The following is a 19,504-nucleotide window of genomic DNA, read 5'->3' as shown; positions in this document are numbered from 1 at the left end:
CGGATGGAATTGTAGCCTCAGAGACTTTTCAGATGATTTTATACGAAAAAGCGCAAGCCGGGGCATCCCAGCTTGCGCTTTCTTTGGTCATACGTATCACAACTGAGCAAATGCATCGTCATTTACCGACGCCATATCAATCGAAATGACCTGATTGATATAAATCTTTTTCTGCCGCAGGGCATCGCGAAATTCATCGAACAACCGGGGCGACTCCTCCTTGAATTTTAGCCAGTAACCGGGTGGTAGTTGCAGCATCAGCTCCCGAAGTGTCAGCGTCTTTTCGACCAAATAGCCGGCCTGTGTGTTCTGCTTATAAGCCCGAAACAGCGTGCTCCGGGTGTTGGCCCGAATAGGCAAATCCTGCACCAGCAATTCGTCGGGTAAACTTTCGGCCTGTTTCCGGCGTCGTTCTAATTCATCGGTTATTTGTTCGAGTGTTTTTTGTAGTTCCGTGGTGGGCGTGTAACGCAATCGCTTAATCGTACTCATCGAATGTGTTAGTGGGCAATTGGGCAATTAAGTGCAAAAAGAGCCTTGTCTAACCACCAAGTAAGCAAAAAACTAAATCGATCGACTTTCCCGCCATTACCCCAAACCAACATTACCTTCTCGCATTCAGGCAATTATCGCCCTCTCACCACTACGTTTTTTTCATATAAAATACCTGTGTCGCTCTTCAGAGGGAGTCGTCTGCCACTCGTGGTGTATGGGCCTCTCGCACGAAAATTGGCGGACAGCCTGGTAAAACAAACACCGGTTTATGCTTTCTTCATTGGGCACTTTACTCACGTACGCCCAAAACTTAAGTTTACGTAAGTTTGGCCTCATTGGCGCTTAATATCCGCAAACGTTCCATACACATGTTCGATTTTATTGCCCATTTGCACCCGTTGCTGGTTCACCTGCCCATTGGCATTCTCCTGTTTGCGGGTGCCCTGATGGTGTTTGGCCGGTGGCGGTCGGTCGATGTCGAAGCGGCCGAGTCGCTGGCGTGGGGGTTGGGCGCGGGGTCGGCCCTGCTGGCGTGTGGTGCAGGCTGGATGCTGGCGCAGTCGGGCGAGTACGATGCGGATCTGGTGCAGCGGCATCAATGGACCGGGCTGGCTACGGCCGGTTTTGGGGCGCTCACCTATTTTCTGAGACGCTACCGGCCGGTACTGGCTACAGCTACCGTGCTGTTTCTGACGGTAGCGGGCCACTACGGCGGCAATCTCACCCACGGCGAAGATTACCTCTTTCCGGGGGCAAAGTCGGTAGCTGATACACCCACTAACATGGACTCAACTGGATCGGCAGCGGTGGGCGAGCTGGCCATACGCGCTACGGATTCGGGCGCAACAGCCGCGCAACCCACCATCCGGCGTACATTTCTCTACCGCGACCGCGTGGTGCCGGTTCTCGAAACCAAATGCTACAGCTGCCACTCATCACGCAAGAAAAAAGGCGGCCTCCGGCTCGACACCGAAGCGTTTATCCGGCAAGGCGGCAAAAATGGCTCAATCCTGACTCCCGGCAATCCGCAAAAAAGTAAACTGTTTACCTATCTGCTGCTGCCCGAAGGCGACGATATGCACATGCCCCCCAAAGGCAAGCTGCAACTGAGCCGGGCCGAAATCGCCCTGATTCATCACTGGATACAAACAGGGGCTTCGTTCAAGGAACAAATCGAAGTCATTGCCCCGGCGGCAACCGGTAGTGGCCTGGTAGCCGCAGCTACCGATGCCCTCCCCGCCAACCCGGTGTATGAGTTGCCCGCCCTGCCCGCCAATACTCTCCCCCCGGCAGGTAGCCCGGTAGCGAGCCCACCCGCAAGCGTCGAGGCCCGATTGCTGACCAACCCTGTGGCGGCACCCGCCCCGGCCGTGCTCGAAAAACTCCGGTCCGAACAGGTGACCCTCACCCGGCTCACCGACGGCAGCCCCTACCTGTCGGCCAATTTTGTGAACGTCAAATCCTTTGAGCCCCGTCTGCTCGATGCGCTCACGGGCGTGGGTCAGCAGGTAATGCGGCTGCGGCTTTCCGATCAGCCCGTACGCGATGCCGACATACAGGCGTTGCGTCAGTTTCCGAACCTTACCCGGCTCAACCTCGAAAATACCCCGATTACCGATGCCGCCCTCGGGCACTTGTCGGCCCTGCCCCATCTGGAGCAGTTAAACCTATACGGTACAGCCGTGACCGACGCGGGTCTGGCCCAACTGGCGCAATTGCCCAACCTGAAGGTGCTGTATCTGTGGCAAACCAAAACCACCCCGGCCGGTGTGGAACGGCTTCGCAAAGCCCGACCCGACCTGATTCTTGACACCGGAACGCTTCAGCTGGCCAAACCCGATACCAACAAGGCGCTCTAAAACCCACACAAACGTATGCTTCGGTTCTTCCTTTTTCTGTTTGGTAGTGTGCCGCTCTGGATACCCACCGGGCCACCCGGCACCGACGTAAAACTCCCCGCCGACGTAGCCTCTGCTTACGCCAAATTACCGGCTGAGCTGGACTATAACCAGCACGTAAAACCGGTGTTGTCGGACAAGTGCTTTGCCTGCCACGGCCCCGACAAGGCCAAGCAAAAGGCCGGTCTGCGACTCGATGTGGCTTCGGCTGCGTATGGCCCCCTGCCCGAAAGTCCCGGCAAAGTGGCTGTCAAGCCCGGCAACTGGGCCAAAAGCGAAGTGGTGCACCGGATTCTGAGCACCGACCCCGACTATCGAATGCCCACGCCTGAGTCGCACCTGAGTTTGTCGGCCGAGGAGAAAGCCGTGCTGCTCAAGTGGATTAAAGACGGGGCCGTTTACAAGCCACACTGGGCGTTTGTCACGCCCCAGAAGAAAGCCCTGCCAACCCTGAGTGCCACGCTTGCCGGCCGGGTAGTGAACCCTATCGACGGGTTTGTATTGGCCCGACTCGAACGGGAAGGACTACAACCCGCCCCCGAAGCCAACCGCGAGCTGCTGCTCCGGCGGCTTTCGCTCGACCTGACGGGACTGCCCCCCACCCCGGCCGAAATCGACCGTTTTCTGACCGACAAAAGCCCTGATGCCTACGAAAAGCAGGTCGACCGGCTCTTGGCCTCACCCCACTACGGGGAAAAAATGGCAACCGACTGGCTCGATTTGGCCCGGTTTGCCGATTCGCATGGCTACACCGTCGACCGGCTGCGCGACATGTCGCCCTATCGTGATTGGGTTATTCGGGCGTTCAACCGCAATATATCGTACCGGACGTTTGTGCATCAGCAACTCGCCGGCGACCTCATGAAGGGCCCCGACGATGATAAGGCGGCCCACCGCGACAGGCTCATTGCTACGGCCTTCAACCGGCTGCATCCGCAAAACATGGAAGGCGGTATTGTGGAAGAAGAATTCCAGACTGAATACGTCATGGACCGGACCAACACCCTGGGCGATGCGTTCATGGCGATTTCGGTGGGGTGTGCGCGCTGTCACGACCACAAATACGACCCTATCAGCCAAAAGAACTACTACGAGCTGTACAGCTTTTTCAACAATGTGCGGGAAGCCGGGCAAATTTCGTGGAACGACGACCTGCCCACGCCCACCTTACTGTTGCCAACCGACAAGGAAGAAGCCCTGATCCGGTTTATGCAGTCGGGGATTACCGAGCAGGAAGCCGCCGTCGGCAGGGCTGAGCGCGACGCTCTCACGGGCTTTAGCGAGTGGCTGGCGTCGGGCAGTTACCGCAAACTGGCTTCCGAAACCTTACCTCAGGCCGGTTTGCAGGGATATTATCCGTTTGAAGACTCGCTGCGCAACAGCCTTAACCCTAAGCAGAAAGGCGTGATAAAGCGCGACGCGGGCGAGGCCGATACCCCTGTTTTTGAGACTACCCCACAAGGAAAAGTGCTGCTACTAAACGGCGACTCCTACGCCGACCTGCGCGATGTGGGTGTGTTTCGCAAGTCGGAGCCGTTTTCGGTGGGTATCCGGGCGTGGTTTCCGAACGGGTTTAAGGAGGGCGTCATTTTCCACAAAAGCAATGCCGAGCGGCTGTACAATTTCAAAGGCTACCACCTGCTGCTGAAAAACAACCGGCTCGAAATCACAATGGCCCATACGGCCCCCTCCAACGCCATTACGCGCCTGAGCACCCAACCCGTACCGCGCGAGAAATGGGTGCAACTCACCCTGACCTACGACGGGTCGGGCCGGGCCGAGGGGTTCCGGCTCTACCTTGACGGGGCTGAGCTGGCGATGGAAACGGTGATCGATCAGCTCTACAAAGACATCATTTTCTTCGAGAAGAACGAGCCCGCCCTGCAAATTGGGGGCTGGTACCGGGGGCTCGGTTTCAAGGGGGGCAAGGTCGACGATGTGGTGGTGTACAACCGCCCGCTTACTCCATTTGAGATTCGGGTGCTGGCCCGCAAAGCAAGCTGGGCTAACCTGGCGGGCAAAGCCCCGGCCGAGTTGTCGGAGGCCGACAAAGCCACCCTGCTGGCGTACTACCTTGCCGTAGAAGACACCAACGTGCGGGCCGCCCGGCAAACCCTGCAACAACGCCGTACGGCCTTCAGCGACTCGACCCGGCGCATTGCCGAACTGATGGTGATGCAGGAAATGCCCAGCCCGAAAAAAACGTTTCTGCTCAACCGGGGGCAGTACGACCTACCCGGCCCGGAGGTATTTCCGAACACGCCCGCGTCGATTCTGGCGTTTCCGGCTTCGTTGCCTAAAAACCGGCTGGGGCTGGCGCAGTGGCTCACCGACAACCGGCACCCGCTCACCGCCCGCGTAGCCGTGAATCGGTACTGGCAGAATTTCTTCGGCACGGGCCTCGTCAAAACCACCGAAGACTTTGGCAATCAGGGCGAGTTGCCCAGCCACCCTGAACTGCTCGACTGGCTGGCCGTAACCTTCGCGCAGGACTTCGACTGGGACGTAAAACGGCTGGTGAAGCTGATGGTGATGTCGGCAACGTACCGGCAGGATTCGCGGGCGTTGGCCGGCCTGCGCGAGCGTGACCCCGAAAACCGGTTGCTGGCCCGCGGCCCCGCCACCCGGCTCACGGCCGAAATGCTCCGCGACAACGCCCTCATGGCGAGCGGCCTGCTGAATCCCAAACTTGGCGGCAAAAGCGTGAAACCCTACCAGCCCGACGGCCTTTGGGAGATCAACAGCATGACTTACAAGGCCGACACTACCGATGCCGTGTACCGCCGAAGCCTGTATGTAGTGGTGAAACGGTCGGTGCCCAACCCAACACTGGGCACGTTTGATGCCCCGTCGCGGAGTAGCTGCGTGGTTCGGCGGCAACGCACCAACACGCCCCTGCAAGCCCTCGTAACGCTCAACGATCCGACGTTTGTTGAAGCTGCCGGGGTTCTGGGCGAACACATGGCCCGGCAACCCGACGCCCGGCAGGCCATTACCGATGCCCACCGACGCCTGACGGGCCGCACACCCGCCGAGCGCGAGCTGGCTCTGCTGCTTAAACTCCAGCAAACCGAATTTGAGAAGTTTAAGGCCAACCCCGCCAAAACAACCGGCTGGCTTAAAACCGGGCGTCACCGACGCGACCCGTCGCTCGACCCGGCTGGGGTGGCAGCCTATGCCGTAGTAGCCAGCACGATTCTAAACTCCGACGCCACCCTGACCAAACGTTAACCCCATGGCACATCATCACGACGAACCTTTTCGACCCAACGGGGGCGACTTCTCGGACCTGAACCGCAAGCTCGACCGCCGGGACTTTCTGCTCCGCACGGCTTCGGGGTTGGGCGCGGTAGCCCTGAGTGGATTGCTAACCGGTCGCGCGGTGGCCAACCCCGCCGAGGCAATGGCCAACCAGATTTCGGCCCGGCTGGGGCAAATTGCGCCCAAAGCCAGGCGGGTGGTGTATCTGTTTATGGCGGGTGGCCCCTCGCAGTTTGAGACGTTCGATTACAAGCCCAAACTGCTGTCGATGCTCGGCAAAAACCTGCCCGACTCGGTACGCAAAGGGCAGCGACTCACGGGCATGAGCGCCAATCAGGCCGCCTTGCCCATTGCCCCCTCAGCGTATCAGTTCAAGCCATACGGCAAAAACCAGACCTGGGTAAGCGAGCTGTTGCCCTACACGGCGCAGGTGGTCGATGAGCTGTGCCTGATTAAGTCGGTGTACACCGAGCAAATCAACCACGACCCGGCCATCACGTTTTTTCAGACGGGCCATCAGTTGCCCGGTCGGCCGTCTATTGGGTCGTGGGTGAGCTACGGGCTTGGCTCCGAAAACAACAACCTGCCCGCGTTTATCGTGCTGGTGTCGAAAGATGCCTCCAAAGACCAGCCGCTTTACGCCCGACTATGGGGCAACGGATTTCTGCCCTCCGAGCATCAGGGCGTGCAGTTTCGGTCGGGCAAAGACCCGGTTCTGTTTCTGAACAACCCCGAAGGCTACGACGGCACCGACCGCCAACAGATGCTGGCCTACCTCACTCAGCTCAACCAGTTGCAGAACGAAAGCTGGGGCGACCCCGAAGTAAACGCCCGGATTGCGCAGTACGAAATGGCCTACCGGATGCAAACGTCGGTGCCCGATGTGATGGACACCACCCGCGAGCCCGACGAGGTATTTGACCTCTACGGCCCCAGCAGCCGCGACAAGGGCTCGTACGCGGCCAACTGCCTGCTGGCCCGTAAACTGCTCGAAAAAGACGTGCGCTTTGTGCAACTCTACCATCAGGGTTGGGACCACCACGGGGGCCTGCCCAAAGGCATGAAGCACCAGTGCGGGCAAATTGACCGGGCTACGGCCGCCCTCATTGTCGACCTGAAACGGCGGGGACTGCTCGAAGATACCCTGGTGGTGTGGGGCGGTGAGTTCGGCCGGACGGTGTACTCACAGGGGCAACTGTCGGCCACCAACTACGGCCGCGACCACCATCCGCGCTGCTTTACCATGTGGATGGCGGGCGCGGGTGTGAAAGCGGGCATCTCGTACGGCCAAACCGACGATTTCAGCTACAACATTGTGAAAGACCCCGTACATGTGCACGATTTTCAGGCTACGCTGATGCATTTGCTGGGCGTGGACCACGAGCAGCTGACCTACAAATATCAGGGCCGCCGGTTCCGCCTGACCGATGTACACGGCAAGGTGATAAACGGCATTCTGAGTTGAATTCTGGCTTATCTTCCCAGCCGAGATGTCATCTTGTTTGGAAAGATGACATCTCGGCTGGGAAGATGACATCTCTGCAACGCTCCCCCCATACACTCCAAACAATTACCTTTAACCCCCGAACTCTTTACCGGCCTCAAAACGGCCGTTTTCCGACACTCATGCGTACCTGCTTCCTGTTTCTGGCCCTATTTCTGGCCCAAACGGCTTTGGCCCAACCCCACCCACCGCTCAAACTCTGGTACAAAACACCCGCCAACGCGCAAATAGCCGATGTCGATAGAGGCTGGAAAGACGACCCCGAATGGCTCAAGGCCCTACCGCTGGGCAACGGGTCGCTGGGGGCAATGGTGTTTGGTGATGTAAACAGCGAGCGCATTCAGCTCAACGAAGAAAGTATGTGGTCGGGGAGCCCCGACGACAATAACAACCCTAACTCGTTTGCGGCTCAGGCCGAAATCCGAAAACTCCTGTACGCCGGAAAATATAAAGAAGCTACCGAGCTGACCGACAAAACCCAGATCAGCAAGGGGGCAGGCTCCGGCAACGGCAACGGAACCAAGGTACCTTACGGCAGTTTTCAGACCCTCGGCGAACTGTATCTCGATTTTGCCAGCACAGCCCCCTATACCGACTACTACCGTGAACTCGACCTGCACGATGCCGTGGCCCGGGTCCGCTACACCCAAAACGGGGTTCGGTTTAGCCGCGAAGCTTTTGTGAGCTACCCCGATCAGGTGATGGCTATCCGGTTCACCGCCGACAAACCCGGTGCGCTGTCGTTTAAGGCCCGGCTGTGGCGACCTGAGCGATTCCGTACCTACACAGCCGATAATCAGCTGATTATGGCGGGCAACCTTTCCGACGGCAAAGGGGGCGACGGACTGGCCTACATGACCCGGCTCAAGGCCCAGAATAAAGGTGGCACGGTAGCCTACACCGATGCGGGGATTTCGGTCAGCGGAGCCACGGAAGTGATTCTGTATCTGACGGCCTCCACCGACTACAAGCTGCAACACCCCACCTACCGCGGTCGCGATCAGGTGAGTATTACGGCCCGCACGCTGCAACAGGCCATCCAGAAACCCTACACCCGGCTCCTGAATGACCACCTGGCCGACTACCGGCGCTATTTCGACCGTACCACATTTACTCTGTTTTCGGGCAACGACACCCAACCTACCGACGAACGGCTGGCGGCTTTCAAAACCAACCGCAACGACCCGCACCTGTACGAACTCCTGTTTCAGTACGGCCGGTATCTGCTCATTTCGTCGTCGCGGCCCGGCACACTACCCGCCAATTTGCAGGGCATCTGGGGTAATAAAATCCAGACTCCCTGGAATGGCGACTACCATACGAACATCAATATCCAGATGAATTACTGGCCGGCCGAGGTAACCAATTTGTCGGAGCTACACCTGCCGTTTTTCGATCTGTTGCGTTCGCTCACCACACCCGGTGCCGAGACCGCCCGTGTTCACTACCACGCGCGGGGCTGGGTGATGCACCCGATTACCAACGTCTGGGGCTACACCGCCCCCGGCGAGCAGGCCAGTTGGGGAATGCACACCGGGGCTACTGCCTGGTTATGCAGCCACATTGCCGAACACTACCGCTACACCCAGGACAAAGCCTTTTTGCGGCAGATGTACCCCGTACTGAAAGCGGCCACCGAGTTTTACATGGACTGGCTGGTGGTGCATCCGCAAACGGGCAAGCTGGTGTCGGGCCCGGCAGGCTCACCCGAAAACACGTTTATTGCGCCCGATGGCAGCAAAAGTCAGATTAGCATGGGACCCGCCCACGAGCAGCAGGTGATCTGGCAGTTGTTCCATGATTTTGGGATGGTTTCCAAAGCCCTCGGCATCTCGGATAGCTGGACCCGGCGCATTGCCGAGGCTCAGGGGCAATTGGCCGGGCCGCAGATCGGGGCCGACGGACGACTGATGGAGTGGGCCGAGCCGTTTAAAGAAGCCGAGCCCGGCCACCGACATATTTCGCACTTGTTTGCGCTGCACCCCGGTCATCAGATCAACGCCGTGCAAACGCCCGACCTGATGGATGCCGTTCGGAAATCGCTCGACTACCGCATTGCCAACGGGGGCGGGCATACGGGCTGGAGTGCCGCCTGGCTCGTGAGTCAGTACGCGCGGCTGGGTGAAGCCGAAAAAGCGAAGGCAAGTCTGGACGTAGTGGGTGCCAAAAGCACCTCTATCAACCTCTTTGGGCAGCACCCGCCCTTTCAGATGGATGCCAACTTCGGCACCACGGCCGGCATTGCCGAAATGCTCCTGCAAAGCCATGTTGAAACCCCGGAAGGCGGGGTGCTGATTGACCTGCTACCGGCCCTGCCCGCGAGCTGGGCCAACGGAGCCGTAGGTGGGCTGGTGGCCCGTGGTGGCTACAACATCAGCATGAACTGGAAAGCCGGGCGGTTGGATCAGGTAACGGTAGAGGCCCGACAGGGTGGTCGGGCCACGCTGCGGTACAAGGGCCAATCGAAGCCGGTTGTGTTGAAAAAAGGCGAGAAGCGCGTTTACCGATTCTAAACGAATGGTGAAAATAGGCATTATCGGCGGGGGGATTGGTGGGCTAACTGCTGCCCTCTGCCTGCATCAGGCTGGCTTTAGGGTACAGGTTTACGAGTCGGTGTCCGTTATTCGGGCGCTTGGGGTGGGTATCAATCTGTTGCCCCACAGCGTTCGGGTACTCACCAACCTGGGGTTGGCCCCGAAACTTGCCCGGATAGCCGTCGAAACCGAAGACCTGCGGTATTATAACAAACACGGGCAGCTGTTCTGGCACGAGCCCCGTGGTCGCCACGCGGGCTACCGGTGGCCGCAGTTTTCGGTGCATCGCGGGCGGTTTCAGGAAATGCTTTACGACGAAGTGCTGACCCGAATCGGGCCGGATGCCGTGCGGCTGGGTCACCATCTGTCCTCGTTCAGCCAAACCGAACAGAACGTAACCGCTACGTTTACCGACCGGGCTACCGGCACCGTGTTGACAACCGACACCGTTGACCTGCTGATTGGCTGCGACGGTATTCACTCGGTGGTACGGAAACAACTGTACCCGACCGAAACCGAGCCCCGTTTTTCGGGCAATGTGCTATACCGGGGTACCACTCGCATGAAGCCCTTTCTGAACGGCCGCTCGATGGTGATGATTGGCCACCTGAAACAAAAAATGGTGGCCTACCCCATTGGCGAACCCGACGAAACAGGCTTGCAGGTAATCAATTGGGTGGCTAATCTTTGGGAGCCCGAAACGGCTATGACCGTGCGCGACTGGAACCGGCAGGCCGACCCCGACCGGCTGGTGAATCTGTACCAGAACTGGCACTTCGACTGGCTCAACGTGCCCGCCATGATTGCCGGTGCGCCTTCGGTTTACGAGTTTCCGATGTCGGACCGCGACCCGCTCGACCGTTGGACATTCGGGCGGGTCACGCTGCTCGGCGACGCGGCTCACCCCATGTACCCGATTGGCTCCAACGGGGCGTCGCAGGCTATTCTGGACGCCGAAGCCCTCACGCAGGCATTGACCACCCAACCCGACGCGCCAACGGCTCTCCAGACCTACGACCGGGAACGCGTGCCGGCCACCACACGGGTGGTGCTACAAAACCGCCAAAAAGGGCCTGATCAGATTCTGGACATGATGGAAGAAGTCGCCCCCGACGGATTCGCCCACCCCGACGAGGCTATTCCGTACGAAGAGCTGAAACAGGTGATGGACAGCTACCGGCAAATTGCCGGCTTTGACAAAGAAACGCTCAATGGTAAAGAGTGAAAGAGTAAAAGAGTGAAAGAGTGATGCGCCATATCGACAATTCACTCTTTCGCTCTTTCACCAATTCACTCATTTACTGCGGTGGTCCCGGTCGTTCGACAAAGACCAGATCAAGCTGGCTTATTTTCGCGAAGTTCGGGCCGGGCGTCGGGGCTTGGGGGTACACGTGATCGGTGTACGGGTGCGCCGACCGGAAGAAATCTTCGAAAATGCCGGGCGTAAGCATACCTACAATGCGGGTGTACGGGCTTTTGAACTGGTACGCATGAATGGTACCGGCCGGAGCCGACAGAAAATCGCCCGGATTCAGGTCGAGCAGGGAGCCGTTGGCCCACATCGCCATTTGCCCATCTACACAGAAAAATGACTCGGAGTGTTTCTGGTGAAAGTGCTTGATAATCATGTGCCCGGCCGGTCCCTCGGTACCTACCACCAAAAGCTTATGGGCGGTACTGGCGTTGTCGCTCAGCACCGTAAACAACTGATCACCAATAGTGTACCGATCACCCTCGCCCGCTGCCAACACATACGGCACCACCGCACCGGGCAATTGCGCGTTGGTTACCCGACGGGGCGAGTCGCCCGTGAGGGGCTCGTTCGTAAACCGAATATCAGCCACCTGCTCAGCCTGTTGCATAACCTCGGCCGCCAACGGAGCCACGGCATCGCCCGGCTGCACATGGCCGGTGTAAGGCACTCCTAACGTCGAGTACAATAACGACAGGCCATCTTCGCTCGTCATCGAAATCAGCTGATTGCGGTGCGTATCCATCCGAAACCCGTGCGGTACCGTAGGCGGAATACTGGCAAAATCGCCTTTGACCAGCAAATGGTGTTCGCCGTTCAGCCAAAGTTCCACCACGCCCTCAAGTACGTAGATCACCTCGTGGGTGTGCGCGTGCGTGTGCATGGGCAGCGTGGCCCCTTTGCCGCCGGTCAGCACCGACCACTCGAACAGATTACCCGTATCGGCCGGGCGGGCCAATTGGCTCACCACCAGCCCACCAACCAGGTAGCGGTCGCCGGAGCCGTTGAGCAGGTAGTACGGGATTTTCTGGCCCGGCAGAGCATTTTGCGGGGTCACGGCCTGAATAGCCGACAGGCCGCCGGGCATCTCGGCGCCTTTTTGGTAGAGTGCCGTCAAATCGGCAGAGGTTAGTTGGGGTTCAGACGACATAGTGGTTCGGTGAATGGCTAAAAATGGGGCTGCTTGTCTGTCGGTTTACTTTTTGCGGCTCGCGCGGAGCGTGTCCAGAAAGCGGAGCATCTGATCAAAATACGGGTCGATCATGACGCCGGGGCCATGCCCACCACCCGGTACCAGCACCAGCTCGGTTTTGACACCCGTTGCCTGTTGTTTTTCAAACAACTTCTCGCTCTGACAGGGCGGTACCAGCGGGTCTTTGTCGCCGTGAAATAGCAGAAAAGGCGGGTTGCCTTTGCGCACATAGCTGATAGGATTGGCCACCGCGCACTTTTCCTTGTTCTGCTGAATAGGCCCGCCTACCAGCACCGACTCCGGCGACTGGGCGTCGTCGTGCGACATGGTGCTCCCACAGCTATCCATAATCAGAAAGTCGGTGGGGCCAAACCAGTCAACCACCGCGTCGACCTGACTGCTAACGCCCGTGAATGCGCCCAGATTTCCCTCCAGATCAACATCCAGCCCGGCCACGGTTGTCTTTTTGAGACCGTTGGTTGTCCCGGCCATAGCGGCCAGATGCCCACCCGACGACCAGCCCGTAATGGCCACAAACGAATCGTCGAGGTCCAGTTGCGCAGCATTGGCCCGCACAAACCGGATAGCAGCTTTCACGTCGTGAATCTGAGCCGGAAAAACGGCATCGCTACTCGACCGGTAGTTGATACTGGCCACGGCATACCCTTTTTCGAGCAACCGCTGCCCAATGCCGTCTTTAAACGAATTGGCTTTCCAGCTGTTCGACCGCCAGGCACTGCCATAAATGCAGATCACCACGGGGTACGGTGCTTTGCCGTTCAGCGGCAAGTGAATGTCTAATTTGTGGCCAACCAGATTGTCGCCCACGTAATCGAGGTCCAGCCAGTACCGCGATGATTGAATGGCAATTTTGTCGAAGTTCACAGGTTTATGTTGGGCTACGGCACCCAGTGCGCTAACCAGCAACGCCAGGGTAAGTACAAATCTCATACCCTATAAAGCCAAATGGCGGCCGTTATACCTACCCGGAGCGCGGTGCTGCCACCATGCTCGCCCGCCAGGTTCGTTAAATAAGAATCTATTTATTTTCAGGCACGTATAGTGGTGAACGACAGGCGTAGCCGGTACCTTCGAACTGCCTAAGCCAGTCTACAATTTTTGCCTGTCCAGGCCCACACTAATAGACACTTAAATCAGTTTTGTTTCTTAACAATTTACTTGTTAAATTTGATTGTTTATTAGAGTGTGTGGACAATCAGAGCAACAAAATCATACTTGAAGCCAGATGAACCATCGCCAAGAAGCTGCTGGCTGTTTTTTCGTAGCGAGTTGCTACCCGGCGATACTGTTTCAAGCGGTTAAAATAGCGTTCAATCTTGTTGCGATCAGCGTACAAATTCTCATCGATTACCCGCTGCTCCACCCGATTCACTTTGGAGGGAATGATCGCGTCACAACCGTTGTGGGCCAACCCTTCCAGCAACCAATCGGCATCATAAGCCTTATCGGCAATCACAGCAAAAGCCTCACAGTCAGCCAGTAAGGTGGCTGCGCAAGGCGCATCACCCGCATGGCCAGGACTTAACTCAATGCGGATAGGATTGCCTAAGGCATCCACCAGAGCATGAATTTTTGTGGTCAAGCCGCCCCGTGAGCGGCCTAATGCTTGTTGCTGGAGACTACTTTTTTTTGCCCAGCAGCCTGTTGATGAGCTCGCACCGTTGTCGAGTCAATCATTACCCAATCCAGGTCGGGCTCTTGCAGGGCATCAAAGACCTGTTTCCACACCCCAGCCTGAGCCCAGCGCCGAAATCGTCGGTAGTTGCTGTTCCAATTGCCGAAGCGTTCAGGCAAGTCGCGCCAAGGCGCACCCGAGCGGGCAATCCAGAGCACGGCGTTGATAAACAAGCGGTTATCGAGTGCTTTTCGGCCTGCTGAGCCTGCCTGTCCTGGTAGAAGAGGGGTGATTTTAGTCCATTCCTGCTCGGTGATCTCATAGCGTCTCATGCCACAAAGATCGTAGGATTGGGTAAGTTTATCCTAATTGTCCACACACTCTAAGACGTAGGCATTCCCGGGCAAACGTCGCCCAACCATACAGTCCACCTCTTCGCGCACCCCATTAGTCGGCTCCGGCCCGGCACTTCATTCAGTCGGCGTTTCTCTTTTTTGGGTGCTCCCGGGTACCTTCCATACGTTCTAACCACTCCACATGCTTTCTCCATCCAGTCAATCCCCTAATGTCTGGCTCGTCGACGACGATCAGGATGACCAGTTTCTGGTCTACACCGCGTTTGAACAACACACACCCTCCATACCGCTCAAAATCCTGAACGACGGCGACGAGGTGCTGCCCGAACTTTCCAACGCCCCCGAACCACCCCGGCTTATTTTGCTCGACATCAACATGCCCCGGCAAAACGGGTTCGAAACGCTGGCGCAGGTTCGGCGGACCGTTGCCTGGCAAGACCTGCCCATCATTCTGTTTACCACTTCCAGTACAGATGGGGATCAGGAACGGGCGCAGGCCCTGGGCGCGACCCACTTTTTGACCAAACCCACCGATTACGGCCAACTGAAGGTCATGATTAGCCAGTTGGTGAAACACTATTTACCCGGTAACACATTGCCCTCCTGAGCGTGTCGGGGCAAACCACGCTTTGGTACATTTAAAAGCCGTTAAGTACGGGTCGGGCGGTGCTTTTACGGATATGCTCAAACACCTTACCCTCCCGATTAGCCTGCTTGCGGGCATCAGTGCCTTTGCGCAACCGATTCCTACCCTCAACCAACCCGACGACGGCTACCGGGGCATCTGGTACCACATTGGGCCACTCAAAACCGAGTACGCATACAAATACAGCGGGGGTCTTGCCACCTATCCGGCCAACCACCACCCATTCGCCGTATATGCCCCAGCCGTTCAGAAAACGTTTTTCTGCTTCGGCGGAGCCTCCAAAAGCCCCCGGCCGAGCCTGCTCCACGAAGTTGGCGTATTTGACCACCGCACCGGCACGGTGTCACGACCCACAATTGTACTCGACAAACAGACCGACGACGCCCACGATAACCCGGTACTCAATATTGACCGGCAAGGCTACATCTGGCTCTTTTCAACCTCACACGGCACCGAACGCCCATCGTTGATCCATCGGAGCCGGAAACCATACGACATCACGACCTTTGAGCGGGTGCCAGCGACCCGGATGCAGGGCGATAGCCTTGTCCCGTTCGACAATTTCTCGTACCTCCAGAGCCACTACGACCCCGACCGGGGGTTTCTGCATCTGATGACCCACTACGAGCGCGGTATGCTTAAATACGGTCCGAAAAAACCCCGCCGAACCATTGGTTACATCACCAGCCGCGACGGTATCCGGTGGTCGGCCATTCGGGATATTGCCGCCATTGAGGAAGGCCACTACCAAACCAGCCACCAATACGGCCGCAAAGTGGGCACCGCGTTTAACATGCACCCCGACACCGAAAAAGGGGCCGGGCTCGACTATCGCACCAATCTCTACTACGTCGAAACAACGGATTTCGGGCAGTCGTGGCAAACAGCGGGTGGCCAACGGATCAGCCTGCCGGTACGCGAAACCCAAAACGCAGCCCTCATACATAACTACAAGGCCGAAGGGCTCAACGTGTACATCAACGATGTGGCTCACGACAGTAAGGGCAACCCCGTGATTCTGTACATCACGAGCAAAGGCCCTGAACCCGGCCCCAACAGCGGGCCTTACACCTGGCACGTAGCCCACTGGACGGGCAAAGCGTGGACTATTTATCCGGTCACCACCTCCGACCATAACTACGACATGGGCTCGCTCTACTGCGAACCCGACGGGACCTGGCGCATTGTGGGGCCTACGGGCACCGGCCCGCAGGCGTACAATACCGGCGGAGAGCTCGCCGTTTGGGTTAGCCGCGATCAGGGGCAACACTGGCAACAAACCGGCGCCCTCACCCGCAACAGCCCCCGCAACCACAGCTACCCCCGCCGACCGGTTGGTGCACATCCCGATTTTTACGGGCTTTGGGCCGATGGCAACGGTCGGCAGCCTTCTGAGTCATTTTTGTATTTCGGGACGAAATCCGGGGCCGTATTCAGGTTACCCGCCCAAATGACCGGCCCCACAGCCAAGCCGGAGCGGGTAAAACCGTAAAAAGGCCGGACAGAAAATACCGATGGGGTGAAAAAAAATAGTTTTTCACCCCATCGGCAAAACCCATCTGGCCATGAACCAATTAGCTCCATATTTTTTTTTAAATCTATAGGAGCTATAGAAACCGTAGCCTAAATAAATCGTAAACCTTCGTACATTTATCCAAACAATTTTCAGCCTCGTCAACTGCCAATGATTCAAGTGATGCCAACCAACTTCGACGCCCCGAAGTTGGTGGATTACCCATCTGTTTCCCATAAATCGTACACCCAACAACAGGCCTCCGAGGCTAACCACGCCTTCGATCAGGCGGTGCGTCAATTTCTGCACCAATGGATTGAGCAGGGCACCGCTGCCGACACCGAACACGCCTACGAGGGCAACTTGCAGGACTTTGTGCAGCAAGGCGCGTTGCGCAGCTTTTTCAAGCATCACGACGACGCCCTTGAGCGGCTGCTCAGCCACGATACGCTGGCCCGGCACCTGCTCCGACCGGCCAACGAGGTCTATTTTGAACCCGACGCGTACGAGCCACTGCTGGCCACCTTCGAACGGCGCATTTATAACCTGGCAGCTCACCGCGAACACCGCGAAGTGCCGTTTCGGTACAGCTCGCCCAACCGGCAGGGCGCTTACGGCGACTCCATTGGGCTGAGCGACCTCCCGCCCGAACAAGCCCGCGAGGATATTGGCTACTATTTTGGTACCCGTCGCTCCGACAACACCGCCCTGAACCTGCTGGCCCGTCAGTTGCGGTTCGAGGCCCGGTTTGCCACGGTTTTGCCCACCCACGTGCTCAACGAGGGGTACATGGCGGAGTCGTTGCGGATGGTGCGCCTACAAACCGAACAGCAGCAGGCCGAAGAGGATACAGAGCTTCATTGCTACGTGATTCACCGTCGGCACGCCATCGACGACCGGCATCTGGGGCTGGCTACCGTGCTCATGAACCCACAACAGCCCCACCGGCCGCAACGGGTTATTTTCCACGACACACTCCGGCCCAATGGGCGCGCCCCCTGGTGGAATACCTTCCGGCGTTGCCTCGATTCAGTGTTTCCGCAACCGGAAGGCGAGCCCCCGGCTTCGGATTTTCTGGAAGATGGCGGGGTGAATCTGCAACGACTGCATGATGGCGTACCCATTCGGCATCAGGATATCGACTGTGCGTTTTACACAGCCGCTATGGGTCGGGCGATGGTCCAACTGGCCAAGCAGTCGCCCGAACTGATTACGAGCGGCCCCATTGAGCAGTTGGTAAGCCAGATGACCGAGCGAATGACCGACTATTTCGACGGCCCTAACCAGCCCCAACACCCTGATACCATCCGGTTTACCAATATTGTGCGCCGGTGGGAAACGGGCCGTGCCGCTCTCGACGACATTCGGCAACAGTACCTGTTAACCCATACCGAAGTTCCCCTGCCCCCCGGCGGGCCGGACGCCCTCAACTGGGCCGCCCCCGACTCACTCGGCCAAAACCCCGACGTGTCGGTAGCGGCCTGATTCACAACCGGGCGGTCAGGTCGGAATTGTGCGGCTATCCCGACCTGACCGCTCACCATACGGCCACCCAGCTGTTTCTTACCGTCCGGCCCGACCCGCAAGTGGTTCGGAAACAACCCCTTAGGCTTCTATCAGCAAGGCACAAACCGATAAACAAGCCTGCTTGTAAACCTTTCGGGCAAGGGCGTGATTTAGTTTGCATGAATTTGTTTGAAGACGAGGTAGCGCTATTGGAGCAGCGCGTGCGGGCTCACCCGGCCGGTAGTACGGTGTTTTACGGTAGCTCGACCATCCGGCTCTGGCCCGACCTGAACGCCCACTTCCCGACTATCGACGCCTTGAATCTGGGTTTTGGCGGCTCTACGCTGGCGGCCTGTGCCTGGCATTTTGAGCGGCTCGTGGTGCCAGCGCACCCGCGCGCCCTCATCCTGTACGCGGGCGACAACGACCTGGGCGAGGGCCAGTCGCCTGAGGCTGTTTACCTTTTTTTCTGCGCCCTCATGGAGAAAAAAGAGCGGTTTCTGCCCGACGTACCGTTGTCGTTTATCTCGATCAAACCGAGCCCCGCGCGGTGGTCCCTGATCGAGTCGATTCGGGCGGCTAACCGGGCCATTGCCACCGAAATTAAACGGTTACCGCACTGCTCGTTTCTGGATTTGTCGGCGGCTATGCTCACCGAGAGCGGCCAACCCCGCCCCGAGTTGTACGAAGACGACGCCCTGCACCTCAACGCAGCCGGTTACGCCGTTTGGCGAACCGAACTGGCGCGACATCTATTTAATGGTGAAAGAGTGAATGAGTGAATGAGTGAATGAGCAAACGCAGCAACCACTCTTTCGCTCTTTCACTTTTCACTCTTTCACTCTTTCCCCTACTGTTCGTTCAAATTCCAGTTGTAATCGAGATAGGAGACCTTGGTATTCGCGTCGATTTTGGTGTTGGCGTACCGATTTACCCACTTCACCACCGACTGTCCGTTGTCGTTCCAGTCTCCTTTGTACCAGTCGAAGTACCTGGATAGTTGGGCTTTGTCTTTGGCCAGCTTGTTTTTGGCCGGATTATTCAGGAAATCGCTCCCCTGATCGTCGAGCTGGGCATCGAGTTTATCGGCCGTGAAGGCCTCATTGCGCAAACGCGGGCAGGAGATCGACGCGCACACGAGGGCGAAGTGAATCCGGGGATCATCGAACTGTTTACGTAGCGTACCGTGCTCAATGTTGTCGAGGCTCATCTTCTCGTTGCCGATGGTGATAAACTTAGCCGCCCAGGGGGTGGTGACAAACGGAATCTTGATTTTTGACCCAATATCCTTGATGCTTTTTACAGGGTAATGATTCAGAATCAGCCGGATGGTGTACGCGTTGTACGCATTGATCCAATAGGCCATCTGCTCCTTTTTCGACCAGCTACTGGCGGGCGGATTCTTGCTTAGCTGGTCCAGATACGCGTTGAATACCTTCTCGTCGGCCTTGAAACCTTTATAATCTACAAGGCCCTGCGTATTCACGTGTTTTTTTAGCAACCGATCGTAGGCGCTGTGGTCAACGGGTGCGGTTTTGGGTTTTACAAAGGCCACCATACCCACGAGCGTGGCTATCAGTAAGGCACTATTCAGGCGTTTGTTCATGGAGTTGATTTGTTGTTTCTATTCGTTTCGGTTATTTATTTACGCGTTTCGACCCCGAATGGTTTGATTTTTCGGACATGAACCCATCCCCTACTGTTTCCCGTA

14 protein-coding genes are annotated in these 19,504 nt (G+C 57.6%); 9 read left to right on the top strand and 5 right to left on the bottom strand.

Annotation, left to right across the window (positions count from 1 at the left end):
* Positions 1-96 precede the first annotated feature (96 nt).
* Positions 97-492 carry a hypothetical protein gene (locus tag RUDLU_RS0118040; RefSeq protein ID WP_019989812.1) on the bottom strand — a complete coding sequence of 132 codons (396 nt, stop codon included), beginning with the start codon at positions 490-492 and terminating at the stop codon, positions 97-99.
* Positions 493-863: 371 nt separating this feature from the next.
* Here RUDLU_RS0118040 and RUDLU_RS0118035 point away from each other — a divergent pair, with 371 nt between their 5' ends.
* The 5 genes from RUDLU_RS0118035 to RUDLU_RS0118015 all read left to right on the top strand — a co-directional run bounded on the left by RUDLU_RS0118035 (position 864) and on the right by RUDLU_RS0118015 (position 10,917).
* Positions 864-2,354 carry a c-type cytochrome domain-containing protein gene (locus tag RUDLU_RS0118035; RefSeq protein WP_019989811.1) on the top strand — a complete coding sequence of 497 codons (1,491 nt, stop codon included), beginning with the start codon at positions 864-866 and terminating at the stop codon, positions 2,352-2,354.
* 15 nt (positions 2,355-2,369) lie between these two features.
* Positions 2,370-5,624 carry a DUF1553 domain-containing protein gene (locus RUDLU_RS0118030; protein WP_019989810.1) on the top strand — a complete coding sequence of 1,085 codons (3,255 nt, stop codon included), beginning with the start codon at positions 2,370-2,372 and terminating at the stop codon, positions 5,622-5,624.
* A gap of 4 nt (positions 5,625-5,628) precedes the next feature.
* The gene (locus RUDLU_RS0118025) at positions 5,629-7,119 is read left to right on the top strand and encodes a DUF1501 domain-containing protein (protein ID WP_019989809.1); all 1,491 of its coding nucleotides are present in this window, start codon (positions 5,629-5,631) and stop codon (positions 7,117-7,119) included.
* Between the two features lie 161 nt (positions 7,120-7,280).
* Positions 7,281-9,671, top strand: coding sequence for a glycoside hydrolase family 95 protein (locus RUDLU_RS0118020; protein ID WP_019989808.1), 2,391 nt, complete (start codon positions 7,281-7,283; stop codon positions 9,669-9,671).
* A 4-nt stretch (positions 9,672-9,675) separates the two neighbouring features.
* A complete protein-coding gene (locus RUDLU_RS0118015; protein WP_019989807.1) occupies positions 9,676-10,917 on the top strand; it encodes a flavin-dependent oxidoreductase in 1,242 nt (413 codons plus the stop codon).
* 73 nt (positions 10,918-10,990) lie between these two features.
* Here the strand turns inward: RUDLU_RS0118015 and RUDLU_RS0118010 are convergent, their stop codons facing one another.
* From RUDLU_RS0118010 to RUDLU_RS29355, 3 genes are all read right to left on the bottom strand, one after another.
* Positions 10,991-12,094, bottom strand: coding sequence for a quercetin 2,3-dioxygenase (locus tag RUDLU_RS0118010; protein ID WP_019989806.1), 1,104 nt, complete (start codon positions 12,092-12,094; stop codon positions 10,991-10,993).
* A 45-nt stretch (positions 12,095-12,139) separates the two neighbouring features.
* Entirely contained in the window at positions 12,140-13,087 is a 948-nt protein-coding gene (locus tag RUDLU_RS0118005) for an alpha/beta hydrolase (RefSeq protein ID WP_019989805.1), read from the bottom strand.
* A gap of 265 nt (positions 13,088-13,352) precedes the next feature.
* A protein-coding gene (locus tag RUDLU_RS29355) for an IS5 family transposase (protein WP_152127412.1) occupies positions 13,353-14,104 on the bottom strand; the annotation gives its coding sequence in 2 pieces (ribosomal slippage) (positions 13,353-13,768 and positions 13,768-14,104; 753 coding nt in all).
* A 205-nt stretch (positions 14,105-14,309) separates the two neighbouring features.
* On the opposite strand from RUDLU_RS29355, the gene RUDLU_RS0117990 reads away from it, so the two are divergent.
* From RUDLU_RS0117990 to RUDLU_RS0117975, 4 genes are all read left to right on the top strand, one after another.
* Positions 14,310-14,735 (top strand): response regulator, encoded by a 426-nt coding sequence (locus RUDLU_RS0117990; protein ID WP_019989804.1) that lies wholly within the window; start codon positions 14,310-14,312, stop codon positions 14,733-14,735.
* 22 nt (positions 14,736-14,757) lie between these two features.
* Positions 14,758-16,266 (top strand): BNR-4 repeat-containing protein, encoded by a 1,509-nt coding sequence (locus tag RUDLU_RS0117985; protein ID WP_019989803.1) that lies wholly within the window; start codon positions 14,758-14,760, stop codon positions 16,264-16,266.
* Positions 16,267-16,458: 192 nt separating this feature from the next.
* Positions 16,459-17,772 carry a hypothetical protein gene (locus RUDLU_RS0117980; protein WP_019989802.1) on the top strand — a complete coding sequence of 438 codons (1,314 nt, stop codon included), beginning with the start codon at positions 16,459-16,461 and terminating at the stop codon, positions 17,770-17,772.
* A gap of 200 nt (positions 17,773-17,972) precedes the next feature.
* Positions 17,973-18,575: a GDSL-type esterase/lipase family protein gene (locus tag RUDLU_RS0117975; RefSeq protein WP_019989801.1), complete on the top strand. Its 603-nt coding sequence runs from the start codon at positions 17,973-17,975 to the stop codon at positions 18,573-18,575.
* A 68-nt stretch (positions 18,576-18,643) separates the two neighbouring features.
* Here the strand turns inward: RUDLU_RS0117975 and RUDLU_RS0117970 are convergent, their stop codons facing one another.
* Complete coding sequence (locus RUDLU_RS0117970; RefSeq protein ID WP_019989800.1) at positions 18,644-19,399, bottom strand: DUF547 domain-containing protein; 756 nt, start codon at positions 19,397-19,399, stop codon at positions 18,644-18,646.
* Between the last annotated feature and the right edge of the window lie 105 nt (positions 19,400-19,504).

This window comes from Rudanella lutea DSM 19387, assembly GCF_000383955.1.
GTDB classification, from domain to species: Bacteria; Bacteroidota; Bacteroidia; order Cytophagales; family Spirosomataceae; genus Rudanella; species Rudanella lutea.
The sequence above is the reverse complement of the archived record's forward strand: the minus strand, read 5'-3'. Positions and strand labels throughout refer to the sequence as shown.